Consider the following 14,550-nt stretch of genomic DNA (forward strand, 5'->3'; position numbering starts at 1 on the left):
CTCTAAATCTCTGAAAGCAATTTTAAATTTTTGAGGTATTATATGAATTATTTTGATTTTGATAAAAAGATAATTTCCGCATCTGAAAAGGCGGAAGAAATGGCTAATGAGGCATTTCAGAAAACTAACTACATAACAGAGCTTAATCAGCGAAAAATGCTGAAGGCTTTTCAGAATGCAAGAGTCAGCGAAAGCCATTTCACAGCAAGTACAGGCTATGGCTACGGCGACAGAGGTCGAGAGGCTCTTGATGAGGTATTCGCATTCGCACTTAATGCGGAGGACGCTCTTGTCAGATATAATTTCGTGAGCGGTACACATACAATTACTACCGCACTTTTCGGCGTTCTTCGTCCGAATGATACTATGCTTTCGGTTACTGGAATACCATACGATACACTTCAAGGCGTAATCGGAATTGCAAGTGATGGCAAAACTATTTCGGGCAATACAGGTACACTTATTGACTTCGGCATAAATTACGAACAGCTCGACCTTTTACCCGACGGAACAGTTGACTATGAGGGTATGAAACAGAGAATCACACCTGATATTAAAATGGTATATATTCAGCGTTCAAGGGGATATTCACTCCGCCCGTCACTCAGATGTGAGGAAATCGAGAAAATCGCAAAGCTTGCACACGAGCTTGCACCGAACTGCATAGTTATGCTCGATAACTGCTATGGCGAATTTGTACAGGAATACGAGCCAACTATTGGAAATGTTGACCTTATGGCTGGTTCACTTATAAAGAATCCAGGCGGAGGAATTGCTCCGACAGGCGGTTATATAGCAGGCAGACACGATTTAATAGAGCTTTGCTCATATCGTCTTACAACTCCTGGTACTGGCAAGGAAATCGGCTGTACTCTCGGACATAATCGAGAATTATTTATGGGAGCATTTAACGCTCCTCATGTAACAGGTGAGGCACTCAAAACAGCGATATTTGCATCAGCTTTTTTCGAGCTTTTCGGCTATGGTGTTACTCCAAGATATGATGAGCCTCGTGCGGATATTATCGAGTCAATTATGCTTGGCGGAGAAAAAGAGCTTGTCGCATTTTGTCAAGGCATACAGCAAGGAGCACCTGTTGATTCGTTTGTGGTTCCAGAGCCTTGGGATATGCCTGGCTATGACAGTCAGGTTATTATGGCGGCTGGTGCATTTACACTTGGTGCGTCAATAGAGCTTTCGGCTGACGCTCCACTTAGAGAGCCATATGCCGCTTGGATGCAAGGTGCGTTGAATTATCACAGCGGTAAGCTTGGCGTACTTCTTGCCGCACAGAAAATGCTTGAAAAAGGCGTTCTTAAACAGTGAAAGCCCTGAAAAACAGGCTGAATTTTGTCAGTCTGTCACTTATCATCGGAACTGTTATTTCAGTTTCAGGTTTAGTGTCGCTTATTTCGAAGGAAATGTATATTGCAAGGCTTGCGTTATTGTCCTTTGCAAAAAATTTATTGCCGTTTATTGTGCTTGCGTATTTTTTCAAACAGCCGTTGAAGCTTAAAAAGCATACTAAGCAAAAAACATCTTTGTCGGCTTTGGTTTTATTTACAGTATTTGCTTTTACACTGTGCTTTTCGTGCAATATCGTGCCGAATTTAATTTCATATGCGACTGGAATTGACATAGGTTCAAGCTATGTATTCAATCTACTGGATTATATTGCAATGGCACTTATCCCCGCAATAATCGAGGAAACGGCTTTTCGTGGGTTTATTTTAGGCGGATTTTGCGAATATGGGGCAAAATTTGCGGTGATTATTTCGGCTATGATTTTTGCGATGTCACATACAAGTTTGACGGCGGTTATATATTCGTTCCTTTGCGGAATAATTTTAGGCTGTTTATATCTTAGAACTGATTCACTTGTTGCGTGTATGATAGTGCATTTTTTGTGCAATGCTCTTACCATAACTTGTGGATTTTTTCAAGGCTTATATAATATAGCAATCGTGATTTGTATTTTGTTTTCGGTGATAATTTTTGCAGCCATAAAGCTGAAACGAAAGCCAATGTTTCCGCAAGAACAGCAAAAATCGGATATATTATCATTTAAAACGGCTCTTACAAACCCGATGATAATAATTTTATTCGCAATAGAAATTATAAATATAATTATGATGTATTTTTAAGCAAGGAGATGACGGCAGGTGAGCATTGATGAAGAATTTATGCTTGAGGCCTTAACAGAGGCACAGAAATCCTATGAAATAGGGGAAGTACCTGTTGGTGCAGTTGTCGTCAAAGATGGCGAGATTGTTGGGCGAGGTCATAATCTTCGTGAAACCGATAAAAATGCCTTGCGTCACGCAGAACTTATTGCGATAGATGAGGCTTGTACGAAATTAGGCGGTTGGAGGCTTTGGCAGTGTGATTTATATGTCACGCTTGAGCCTTGCCCTATGTGTACGGGTGCAATTATAAATTCGAGGATTAAGCGTGTTGTATTCGGAGCATTCGACAAAAAAGCTGGTTCTTGTGCATCAGTTGTAAATCTCTTTGAATTGCCTTATAATCACAAGCCAGAGCTTATTTCTGGAGTTATGGAAAATGAATGTGCGGAGCTTTTGAGCAGATTTTTTAAAGAATTAAGAGAACACAAAAGCAAGAAGAAAACCTTTTGATTTTTAGAGGTGACAATATATGACGAAAGAATACGCATTAAAGCAATTAAAAGGGCTTCCGCTTGATATGCGAGATGCCGCAAAAAAGGATATAGACCTCAGAGCGTATAAGACAATTGAAATCGTTCCAAGCTTTGAAATATGGGGAAATTGCTTTCAGATGAGCGTGTATTATAAATTTAAACTTCCTAACGGCAAGGAGCTTTATGGCAGAGCGGCAAATTTGTCTGTATTTGGCGAAATGCACGATATTGCTGCAAGAGGAGAACCTTTCACAGTAACTTACCTCGAAAATTCGGGAGTAATATTAGAGATAGAGGAAACCAACCCTTAATAAGACAAATAAAGGCTTTAATCGAGCCTTTGGCGGGTTTTAAGGGGCGAAGTCTTTAACCTGTCTTGCACCTTAAAAATTCTTTTGTTAGCAACATTAGTCAACAAGGGCGAATCTTCTCCGCCCTTTGGGGGTAAAGAGATGTTAAGGGCGTTGCCCTTAAAACCTATGAGGGACTCCGTCCCTCAACCCTGCAAGCTTTTGAAAAAGCTTGAGCAAAACTTTTAATTGTCTAAGATAAGTGCGTTAGCTAAGCGGTAGTTCATCGGTAGTTTCTTCGACCGCGACAACAGATTTCCCTAATTAACTGCGAGCGAGACTTGTCGAGCGATTACGCGTCTTCGCCGTGGGTCGGCACCCACCAATACTTGATTATATTGAATAATTTGGTATAATAAAAAATAGATTAAATTTTATATAGCGGAGGACGGAAAATTATGTCTGATACAGTAAGAACACGATATGCACCAAGCCCAACAGGCTTTATGCACGTAGGAAACCTTAGAACGGCCCTTTATGAATACCTTGTTTCAAAATCTCAGGGTGGTAAGTTTATTCTTAGAATTGAGGATACAGACCAAGAACGCAAGGTTGAGGGAGCAGTTGACCTGATTTACAGAACACTCGAAAGAGCCGGACTTAAACACGATGAAGGCCCTGATGTAGGCGGAGATTTCGGACCATATGTTCAGAGTGAAAGACTTGGAATGTATCTTCCTTATGCTGAACAGCTTGTAAAAGAGGGGAAGGCTTATTATTGCTTCTGCTCTAAGGAAAGACTTCAATCACTCAAGGATAACGATAAATTCGGCACTGGTTATGACAGACATTGCCGTGATTTGCCAAAGGAAGAGGTTGAAAGACTTCTTGCAAGTGGTGCAGAGTATGTTATTCGTCAGAAAATGCCACTTGAGGGCAGCACTACCTTTGAGGACGCTGTTTTCGGAACTATTACAGTTGAAAATTCTGAGCTTCAAGACCAGATTCTTATAAAAGCAGATGGTTTCCCGACATACAACTTCGCTAATGTTATTGATGACCATACTATGAATATTACTCATGTTGTAAGAGGTTGTGAGTATCTGTCTTCTACACCAAAATATAATCTTCTCTATGAGGATTTTGGCTGGGAAATTCCTACTTATATTCATCTTCCACTCATTATGGGCAAAAACGAGGACGGCTCTGTATCAAAGCTTTCTAAGCGTCACGGTGCAACAAGCTTTGAGGATTTGACAAATGAAGGATATTTGCCAGAGGCAATCATTAACTATATTGCACTTCTCGGCTGGTGTCCTGAAGATAATACAGAAGTATTCACTCTTGATGAGCTTACAAAGGTTTTCAAGATAAGCGGTATAAGCAAATCTCCTGCTGTATTTGATTATGATAAGTTGGAATGGTTCAACGGCGAATATATCAAGGCTATGACAGTAGAGCAGTTCGCAGAAGTAGCAAAGCCATATTTCGAGCAGGTTATCAAAAAACCGCTTGATTTCGTAAAAATCGCTTCTATACTTCAAAAGCGTACAACAAAGCTTACAGATATTCCAGAAAAAGTAGCCTTCTTTGAGGAACAGCCTAAATATGACAAGGAGCTTTTTGTCAACAAAAAGAGCAAGACTAATCTCGAAAATTCACCTGTAATCTTAAAAGCAGCTATTGAGGAGCTTGAGGCTCTTAGCGAATGGAATTTTGATTCAATTCACGATTGCCTTATAGCTTTTGCTGAAAAGCAGGGTATTAAGAACGGTACAGCAATGTGGCCTGTAAGAATTGCCGCTTCCGGAATGACTGTTACACCAGGTGGAGCAGTTGAAATTCTTGATATTCTTGGCAGAGAGGAATCTCTAAAAAGACTTAATGCAGGTCTTGCAAAGTTATAATAAAGCGGCGAGCCGCCGCTCCCAAGACGCGTAATCGCTCGACAAGTCTCGCTCGACACTTGTAAAAGAAGTTTGTTGACGCGGTCGGAGAATTTCCCAATGAACTACCGTTTGTAAAATAAATTAATATAATTCGAGAAGTAGGGGCGAACTGTGTTCGCCCGAATATATCAACTATCAATGTGAACAATTAATTCGTATAGAATAATTAAAAGTCTTGACTTTAGAGAAAAATAAATTTGAGTTTGGAGTATAAAAAGGAGTACAGAATTATGGCAGATGAAATTTTAGAAAATGAAGTCGCTGGTAACTTTATCCACGATTTTATTAAGGAAGATATAGCTGAGGGCGGCAGATTTGAAGGTAAGGAAGTTCACACAAGATTTCCGCCTGAACCTAACGGATATTTGCATATAGGCCACGCAAAGGCTATTTGCATAGACTTCGGAACAGCAGAACGCTTTGGCGGAAAATGTAACCTTAGAATGGACGATACAAACCCAACCAAAGAAGATGTTGAATATGTTGATGCAATAAAAGAGGATATTGCATGGCTTGGCTTTAGCTGGGGCGATAGATTCTACTTTGCATCACAGTATTTCGATAAGATGTATGAATTTGCTATTGAGCTTATTAAAAAGGGCTTGGCTTATGTCTGCGAGCTTTCACCAGAGGAAATGCGTGAAAATCGTGGCGATTTATCCCACCCTGCAAAAAGCCCTTATCGTGACAGACCTATTGAAGAAAGCCTTGACCTCTTTGAGCGTATGAAAAACGGAGAATTTCCTGACGGAAAAATGACTCTTCGTGCAAAAATCGACCTCACATCAGGTAACTTCAATATGCGTGACCCTGTTCTTTATCGTATAAATAGAATTAAGCACCACCGCACAGGCGATAAATGGTGCATTTATCCTATGTATGATTTTGCACACCCTATTGAGGACGCACTTGAGGGTATTACTCATTCTCTTTGCTCACTTGAATTTGAGGACCACCGCCCACTCTATGACTGGGTTATAAATAATATTTCTGTACCTGCAAAGCCAAGACAGATTGAGTTTGCAAGACTTGGTATCAACAATACTGTTATGAGTAAGAGAAAGCTCCGTAAGCTTGTTGAGGAAAATTATGTAAATGGTTGGGACGACCCAAGAATGCCTACTCTCTGCGGTTTGAGAAGAAGAGGCTATACACCTGCATCTATCCGTAATTTCTGCGAAAGAATCGGTGTTGCAAAGGCTACAAGCACAGTTGAATATAGCTTTCTTGAGCATTGCCTGCGTGAGGACTTGAACGAAACTGCACAGCGTACAATGGCAGTTCTTCGCCCTGTAAAGCTTATTATTACAAACTATCCAGAGGATAAGACAGAAATCTTTGAGGTTGAAAATAACCCAAATCGTCCAGAAGACGGCACAAGAACAGTAACATTTTCTCGTGAACTCTTTATAGAGCAAGATGATTTTATGGAAGAACCTGTAAAGGGCTATTTCAGAATGTTCCCAGGAAATGAAGTTCGCCTTAAAACAACCTATATTGTAAAATGTACAGGCTGTAAGAAAGACGAAAACGGCAATGTTATAGAGGTTTATGCAGAATACGACCCTGAAACAAGAGGAGGAAACGCTCCTGACGGCAGAAAAATCAAGGGTACTATTCATTGGGTTGACGCAAAGACTGCCGCTACGGCAGAAGTTCGTCTTTATGATAATCTCTTTACTGTTCCTGACCCAGATGTCGGCGATAAGAATTTCCTTGATTATCTCAATCCAAATTCTCTTGAAATTCTCACAAACTGTAAGGTTGAGCCAGCTATGGCAAGTGCAGAAGCACCGAAATCATATCAGTTTATGCGACTTGGCTATTTCTGCGTTGATAAAGACAGTACACCAGAAAAGCCAGTATTTAACCGCTCAGTATCTTTAAAGGATAGCTTTAAGAAAAAGTAATATTTTATGATATAAAAATACCGCCTATGCTTTGAGCAAGGCGGTATTTTTATTGACAAGATAATACATATCATAATATAATGTGAGTTCGATGAATATTCTTAGTTAATAATAAGTTATAAAAGTAGGGGCGAACTGCGTTCGCCCGTTGGGCAAAGAATGTTAAGGGCTTTGCCCTTAAAACCCACCAAAGGCTCTGCCGTAGGTGACTACCTTTGGAAACCGCAAGCCTTTGAAAAGGCTTGAGCGAAACTTTTAATTTTTGTCAAACTCATATTAATATAATTATAAATAGAGCGTATCACAACGATAGGCGGTCAATCCTGCTCCCAGAAATGGGGGTGTTACATATGGAAAGTTATGTTACTTGGTCTGATTTAATTCAGCTTGGTATATTGATAATTGGTATTATCCAACTTTTTCATAAAAACAAAAGGAAATAACCGCCCCACTTCCCAATAAGGCGGTTATTTCATAACTAAACATCTTTGGGAGCGACCGTTTTGTGATACGCTCTATCCTTATTTATATTATATAACATAAAAAAATATATGTCAATCTATAAAAACTTGATTTTTCAAAAACAAAACCGCACGAAAGCTAAATACCTCGTGCGGTTTTTGTATGGGAGGAATATAAATATATTCTTACACTCTATAAATTATTTTTGATTGACTGCTGGGTCATAGCGGAGAAATTCTATTGTATGATGACCTCTGCCTTGAGTTGCCTGTCGGATAAAGGTTGAGAAGTCGCTTGTTTCTGCCATAGGAATTTCTGCTTCGATTGTCTGATAGCCGTTTCCAGCAGGATTCATACCGTAAACACGACCTCGGCGTTTATTTATTTCGCCCATAACATCGCCCATTGCGGAATCAGGCACAGTAGCCTTTAATGTGCCGATTGGTTCAAGGAGAATTGGGTCTGCACTTTCCATAGCCGTCTTGAATGCAATAGCCGCAGCCATTTTAAAGGACATTTCGGAGGAATCAACAGGGTGATAAGAGCCGTCGTAAAGAGTAGCCTTAACACCAACAACAGGATAGCCAGCAATAGGACCTTTCTGCATACACTCACGCAAGCCTTTTTCAACAGCAGGGAAGAAGCCCTTAGGTACAGCACCGCCGACAACTCGTTCATCAAACTCAAAATCGCCGTCAAATGGCTCAAATTCTATCCAGACATCTCCAAATTGTCCGTGACCGCCAGTTTGTTTCTTGTGCTTGCCTTGTGCCTTAACCTTTTTGCGGATAGTTTCACGATAAGCTACCTTAGGTGTGCTGAGTGTTACCTCAACACCAAATTTACTCTTTAGCTTGGATACGATAACATCAATATGCTGTTCGCCGAGAGCAGTAAGAATCATTTCGTGAGTTTCGTTATTTGTTTTAAAGCGAATTGTTGGGTCTTCCTCAGAAAGTCTTAATAAGCCTTGAGCGACCTTTTCCTCATCACCCTTATTCTTGGGATAAACTGCCTTAGAATAGGAAGGTTGAGGATATTCAATGCCCTCAAGGATAACCTTTCTCGCAGGAGCGCAAAGAGTATCGCCTGTATTGGTAGATTGTAATTTTGCCGCCGCACCTATATCGCCAGCGGTAATATATGGAGTATCTATGAGCTTTTTGCCACAGATAGTCATAACCTTGGTTAAACGCTCAATCGTACCTGTACGCATATTCATAATCGGAGTTTCAGGGGAGATTTTGCCTGAAATAACCTTAAAGTAAGACAGCTTGCCGACAAATGGGTCTGCAACAGTTTTGAAAACGATTGCAGCGGGCAGAGCATTTTCATTTACAGAAAGCTCAACAGGATTGCCCTCGGTATCAAGTGCAAGCTCTTCTGATTTATCCTCAGCAGATGGAGCAAGCCAGATAAGACCGTTCAAGAGCTGTTCAATACCGTATGTAAGAAGTGCGTCACCGCAGAATACAGGACTGATTTTTCCCTCTTTAACGCCCTTACTTACGCCGACAATGATTTCTTCAGGGGTGAAGTCCTCGCCTGAAAAATATTTCTCGAACATTTCGTCACTTGTTTCAGCGACAGCCTCACAAATAGCGGTTCTAAGACCTTCAAGACGATTTCCCATATCAGGAAGTGGAACAGTTGTGATTTTTCCATTCTCATATTTATATGCTTTATACTCAAGAAGATTGACATAGCAATCTGCCTGACCGTCAACTATATAAGGAACGACAACAGGGCAGACGGACGGACCGAATGAGGCTTTAAGATTTTCAAATACACGATAGAATCTTGCACTCTCATCGCAAAGACCGTTTACAAAGAAAATCTTTGTCAAACCACGCTTATCAGCGGCGGCAACAGCCTTTTCAGTGCCGACACAAACACCGCTTTTGCCAGAAACAGTAATAAGAACTGAATCAGCGGCACGAACGCCCTCATAAAGACCTCCCTCAAAGTCGAATAATCCTGGGGTATCTATAAGATTTATTTTATGATTTTTCCACTCTACTGGAGCAGTAGCCGCTACAACAGAGCTTTTTCTCTTAATTTCTTCAGGGTCGCAGTCAAGTATGGTATTACCCTCAGATACCTTGCCGAGGCGTTCCGAACCACCACAGGTATAGATAATAGCTTCAGCGAGAGAGGTTTTACCAGAACCGCTATGACCAGCAATAGCGATGTTAAGGATATTTTTTGCATTATATTGTTTCATACGAGTTTAATTCTCCTTTCGTAAGTGGGCAAAAATCTAAGAGATTTCACAAAGATTGTTGCATAATAATTTATAACATATTATAAATTATTTATGCAAAAAATACAAGAGGAAAATTGAAATTTTTTGTAGGATAGTAATTAAATATTGTAAAGCGAAAGAAAGAGCTTTAAGATTATATTTTTACATTATAATAATGCTCTAATATGCCTTTATATCCGATGCCCTCTTTAGCCATCTCATTTGCTCCATATTGGCTCATTCCCACATTATGCCCATAGCCTTTGACTTCAAACTGAAATTTCTTGTTGTACTTAACACTAAAGCAAGCACTCCTTAATCCCAAAATTTCCCTCACTTTGCTACCGCTAAATTCAACACCTCCGATTTTAATGCACTTAACACTTCCTGAAGCGGTTAATTTAATATCGCTAATCCATTTATCAGCACTTTCTGAAAAATTGACAGTATCTGAATTTTCCTCAAAAGCTTTTTTGAAATCCTCCGCAGAAATAGCTTTTTCGGATTTATAATTTGGAGCAAAGGCATCATAGGGGCTTGAAACCGCCGTGAGATAAGGTAAATTCTTGCCGAAAATATCCTTAAAGCTGTCAGTTTTTCCGCTGGAAATCGCAAAATATGTGCAGGTGATAAGCTCGCCTTTATAGGTTAAAACCTCATCCTTTACAGCTTCAACAATGCTTTTATATTTTGAATAAATTTCATCATAGCTTTCTCCGCAATCCTCTTTCATTCGGTCTGGCGTGAGATAAATTTGTTTTTTTGATAAATCCGCCGAAAAATCCGCACCGTTCAATTCTTGGTGAGGATTGGCTCTCTCATCAGCTCTTTTTTTAGCATAACAAGTGTATGTAGCAATGCATTGAGCTTTTAAAGCCTCAGGTTCATAGCTTGGAGGCATTTCTGCGGCGACTGCCCCGATTAAAAATTCCTCGTCTGTAAGGGTGAGAACTTCATTTGTAGAGGTGTCGAGAATTTTAAACCTTCCGTCGGCGGATATTTTATCGCTATTGCTTACTTCAATAAGGCTTTCTTGCGAGCTTTCGGAAGCCTTGGTTTCTGATGATGCAGCCTTGCTTTCGGTTTTAGAAGGGGCTTTTTCTGTTTTACTTTCAGACTTGGAGCTTTCAACCTTTGATAAAACACCAGATGTATCAGTGTTTACAGGTTCTTCTAATCCGTATGAAGCACCAATCGCAAAAAGTGGCAAGCTTGCCATTAAAACAAAAATAGCTGTGCAGATTAAAAATTCACGCTTAATTTTCATAATTTCCTCCCTTTTGACATATAAATGAAAGAATTTACTATAATAGTTTCAATAACAACAGGGTATATTCCGAATAAATCGTTTATAAAGATTTTATTTTGAATTTTAATTAACGATTTCTTGCAAAAAACTGACAATAAATTATAAATTCCGCTATGGCTAATTATGTAAAGTAATGAATATTTTTTCGTATGCTCTTACTTTCTTGACAGCATAAAGTAATTAGAATAAAATATAATTTATGGCATATTGCCGACAAAGTATCGACAGTACTTTTTAAGAATATAAATCGGAGGCGTTGTCTTATGACACTTGCAAGCACTGACTTCACTAATAGATTATCACAATTATGCGAAGAATATCGTCAGAATAACGGGTTTACTCATGAAGATTATACTACCTATAATGTTAAGAGAGGTCTTAGAAATCCCGATGGCACAGGCGTTATGGCAGGTCTTACGAGAATTTGTAATGTTCATGGCTTTCTTGTCGATGATGGTGTTAAGATTCCTGATGAGGGAAAGCTCACATATCGTGGGATAGATGTTAATGATATTATAGATGCCTGCATATCAGAAAACAGATTTGGCTATGAGGAAACAGCTTGGCTTTTAATGTTTGGTAAATTGCCAACAAGGGAACAGCTTGAAATGCTCAAATACTTCCTTGCGGAGGCAAGAGATTTGCCAGAAAATTTTGCTGAGGATATGATTCTTAAAGCACCATCAAGGGATATTATGAATAAGCTTGCCCGCTCTGTGCTTGCTATGTATTCATTTGATGATAACCCAGATGATAACTCCCTTGAAAATATAGTTCGTCAATCTATTTCTCTCATAGCTTGTCTGCCTACAATTATGACCTATGCTTATCAGGTTAAACGCAGACATTTTGAGAATAAGAGTATGTATTTCCACCCGATTGATAAGAGCCTTTCTACAAGCGAGTCTATTCTTCACGCCTTGCGCCCTGATTGTCATTTTACAGACTCTGAGGCAAAGCTCCTTGACCTATGTATGATACTTCACGCAGAGCATGGCGGTGGCAATAACTCTACCTTTACAACAAGAGTTCTTTCATCTTCAGGCACAGATACCTATTCTGCTATTTCAGCGGCTATCGGTTCGCTTAAAGGTCCTCGTCATGGTGGAGCTAACATCAAGGTTAAGCATATGATGGACGAACTTCTTGCTAACATCAAGGATTTGACAGACGAGGAAGAAATTGCAGATTATCTCGGAAAGATTATTACTAAGGACGCTGGTGACGGTTCGGGCCTTATCTATGGTTTTGGTCACGCAATTTATACACTTTCTGACCCAAGAGCAAAAATCCTCAAGAAAAATGCTAAAAAGCTTTCTGCAGAAAAGGGTATGACTGATATTTATGAGTTCTATAAGAGAGTAGAAAAGCTCGTTCCAAGTGTTTTTGAAAATGTAAAGGGCAGTAAGAAGGTTATCTGTGCAAATGTCGATTTCTATTCCGGCTTTGTATATGATATGCTGGGGATTGAAAGCGACCTCTTTACTCCACTCTTTGCTGTTTCGAGGATTGCGGGCTGGTGCGCTCATAGAATTGAGGAGATTACATATGGTGGAAGAATTATTCGTCCGGCATATCGTTCTATGGTTAAACCTACAGGCTATGTTCCTCTTGATGAGCGTACAGCAGACTAATATTATGATATTAAATTTAAACAATTAGTAAAAAATCCTTTTTTTGTTGTGTGTAACATTGCAATTATCGGCGGTTTGGTATAAAATATAAGAATATCACTGGTGCATTTACCGTACAAATTTAAAAAGGAGTGCTAATTGAATGAAAATTAAATATAATTGGATTGTCCTTATAATAACGGCGGTCGCATCTCTTGGTTTAGGTGTATGGCGTTCTGTTGTTATTAATACTGGTGGAGAGTTTTTTCTTGATAAGTCTATGTATTCGATAGTTATTTTTGGCTTGATAGCTTCAGGCTTTATCATAGGAGCAATTCTTACCCTTCTCGATAGAGAAACTCCGCAAAATTATGATATTGGCAAGAATTTCTTTGCGGGTTTTTTTGGCTTGCTGATTTCAATTTGCTTTATTACTAATGGCATACTTGGATTTATGTCAATCTCAAATATTCCAGAAGATACTAATGCACTTTTCTATATCATAACAAATCTTTTTGAGATTTTGGCTGGTGGAGTGTTCCTTATGGAATCAGTTTCATCACTTGTTGGCAAAAATTTCTTAAAGACCAAACCGTTACTTACAGTTATAGTTCCAGTAATGTTCGCACTAAGACTTATAAATCTTTTCTTTGATTATACAAAGGTTTCTGTTCAAAGCTCAGAGATGTTTGATATAGTTGCAGTTGCTCTTGCAGCATTATTTATATATTATCACGCAGTTATGTTTGCAGGCTTGAAGAAAAGCTGTATAAAATCTCTGTTTTTCTTTGGTGTACCAATGATTTGTGCTTGCCTTGCATATGGAGCTGACATTATAGTTTCTGCTGTTCTTTCGGGTGAGTTTAAGATAAATGATAAGCTGATTATGGAGATTTCAGACATACTGCTTTGCTTTTATACAATTTCACTTCTTGCAGAGATTACAAGCAAGGCTGGTAAGCAGTACCTTCATAAGCAAGCCGAGGAGCTTGAAGAAGCAGAAAAGGCAGAACTTGATGAAAAATCTGATGCCCAGGAAGAGCCAGCTTATAGCTCCTTTGAGGATATAGCTTCTTTCGGAAAGTCTGCACCACATATTCGCAGAGAAACAATTCTTTCTGAGCCTGCTGCAAGTATAGAGCCTAAGCAAGAAGAACCAGAGGTTGCATCTCATGCAGATGCACTTCACAGCATACTTCAAAGTAATTTTGAACAGGAAGAAAAACAAACTCCGGCAGAGGTAGAACCGCAGCAAGAAGTTGAGGAGATACAACCAGAGCCTGAGCCTATTGTTACAGGAAATCATATAGCAGATGATATTACATTAACAGACAGCAATCCTGATATAACAAGTGAAACCATTCCAGAGCCAAGTAAGTCTTCATATACACCAACAACAGATGGTGTTGATATGGATAGAATAAATCGTTTGCTATTAGAGCTTGAAAAAGATAAATAATCAATCAAAGGGACGGCTTGAAGCCGTTCTTTTTATGTATCATATAAAAAATAATAAATTTAAAAATAGAGTTGACAAAAATAGATAAATTGTGCTATTGTTATATATATAAATATAATATTGAGGAGTTATTATTATGAATAATTATCCACAAGACCCACAAAATCAGCAAAACCCTCAGCAATATCAGCAACCACAGTACCAACAGTATCCACAGCAGTCTTATCAGCAGCCACCATATCAACAGCCACAGTATCAGCCACAGCCACAATATCCAGCTCCAGAAGACCCAGGTAGGGGTATGGGTATAGCTTCTATGGTTCTTGGTATTATTGGACTTTGCACAGGCTGGTGCTGGGGCGTTGGTGCGGTTCTTGGTATTGTAGGTATAGTTCTTGCCATTATGTCAGGCAATAAGAGTAAACAAGTAGGCCTAAAGCAAAATGGCCTTGCAATAACAGGTCTTGTATGCTCTATTATCGCAGTTGTTTGCGGTGCTGGTTGCCTTATATGCACAATATCAGCTTTTAGTGCAGTAAATTCTGCTCCTTATGTTTCTTATAACTATAAATGGTAAGGATAAGCGGATATTCGTTTGTAAATGACACAAGGATTTATATTAATCTAAATTAAAATCAAAGTGAAGCGTTCTTA

11 protein-coding genes are annotated in these 14,550 nt (G+C 39.3%); 9 read left to right on the plus strand and 2 right to left on the minus strand.

Features of this window, described 5'->3' with window-relative positions; genetic code table 11:
- Window positions 1-42: 42 nt before the first annotated feature.
- The 6 genes from C9914_RS06880 (at window position 43) to C9914_RS06905 (ending at window position 6,808) form a co-directional block, all read left to right on the plus strand.
- On the plus strand, window positions 43-1,326 hold the full coding sequence (locus tag C9914_RS06880) for a methionine gamma-lyase family protein (protein ID WP_106764343.1): 1,284 nt from the start codon (window positions 43-45) through the stop codon (window positions 1,324-1,326).
- Window positions 1,323-2,144, plus strand: a complete 822-nt coding sequence (locus C9914_RS06885) for a CPBP family intramembrane glutamic endopeptidase (RefSeq protein ID WP_106764345.1) — start codon at window positions 1,323-1,325, stop codon at window positions 2,142-2,144. The genes C9914_RS06880 and C9914_RS06885 overlap by 4 nt, the downstream gene beginning before the upstream one ends.
- Window positions 2,145-2,162: 18 nt before the next feature.
- Window positions 2,163-2,636: a tRNA adenosine(34) deaminase TadA gene (gene tadA, locus C9914_RS06890; protein ID WP_242972075.1), complete on the plus strand. Its 474-nt coding sequence runs from the start codon at window positions 2,163-2,165 to the stop codon at window positions 2,634-2,636.
- 19 nt (window positions 2,637-2,655) lie between these two features.
- The gene (locus tag C9914_RS06895; protein WP_106764347.1) at window positions 2,656-2,970 is read left to right on the plus strand and encodes a hypothetical protein; all 315 of its coding nucleotides are present in this window, start codon (window positions 2,656-2,658) and stop codon (window positions 2,968-2,970) included.
- Window positions 2,971-3,407: 437 nt separating this feature from the next.
- Complete coding sequence (gene gltX / locus C9914_RS06900; protein ID WP_106764349.1) at window positions 3,408-4,856, plus strand: glutamate--tRNA ligase; 1,449 nt, start codon at window positions 3,408-3,410, stop codon at window positions 4,854-4,856.
- Between the two features lie 272 nt (window positions 4,857-5,128).
- Window positions 5,129-6,808 (plus strand): glutamine--tRNA ligase/YqeY domain fusion protein, encoded by a 1,680-nt coding sequence (locus C9914_RS06905; RefSeq protein WP_106764351.1) that lies wholly within the window; start codon window positions 5,129-5,131, stop codon window positions 6,806-6,808.
- Between the two features lie 661 nt (window positions 6,809-7,469).
- Here C9914_RS06905 and C9914_RS06910 read toward each other — a convergent pair.
- Window positions 7,470-9,494, minus strand: coding sequence for an elongation factor G (locus C9914_RS06910; RefSeq protein WP_022264491.1), 2,025 nt, complete (start codon window positions 9,492-9,494; stop codon window positions 7,470-7,472).
- Window positions 9,495-9,669: 175 nt separating this feature from the next.
- Entirely contained in the window at window positions 9,670-10,782 is a 1,113-nt protein-coding gene (spoIID, locus tag C9914_RS06915) for a stage II sporulation protein D (RefSeq protein WP_106764352.1), read from the minus strand.
- A 305-nt stretch (window positions 10,783-11,087) separates the two neighbouring features.
- Here spoIID and C9914_RS06920 point away from each other — a divergent pair, with 305 nt between their 5' ends.
- The 3 genes from C9914_RS06920 to C9914_RS11495 all read left to right on the plus strand — a co-directional run bounded on the left by C9914_RS06920 (window position 11,088) and on the right by C9914_RS11495 (window position 14,473).
- The gene (locus tag C9914_RS06920) at window positions 11,088-12,458 is read left to right on the plus strand and encodes a citrate/2-methylcitrate synthase (protein WP_106764354.1); all 1,371 of its coding nucleotides are present in this window, start codon (window positions 11,088-11,090) and stop codon (window positions 12,456-12,458) included.
- Between the two features lie 142 nt (window positions 12,459-12,600).
- A complete protein-coding gene (locus C9914_RS06925; RefSeq protein WP_106764356.1) occupies window positions 12,601-13,896 on the plus strand; it encodes a hypothetical protein in 1,296 nt (431 codons plus the stop codon).
- A 136-nt stretch (window positions 13,897-14,032) separates the two neighbouring features.
- Entirely contained in the window at window positions 14,033-14,473 is a 441-nt protein-coding gene (locus tag C9914_RS11495) for a DUF4190 domain-containing protein (protein WP_022264495.1), read from the plus strand.
- Window positions 14,474-14,550: the final 77 nt, after the last annotated feature.

The organism is Pseudoruminococcus massiliensis (assembly GCF_900291955.1).
GTDB lineage: Bacteria > Bacillota > Clostridia > Oscillospirales > Acutalibacteraceae > Pseudoruminococcus > Pseudoruminococcus massiliensis.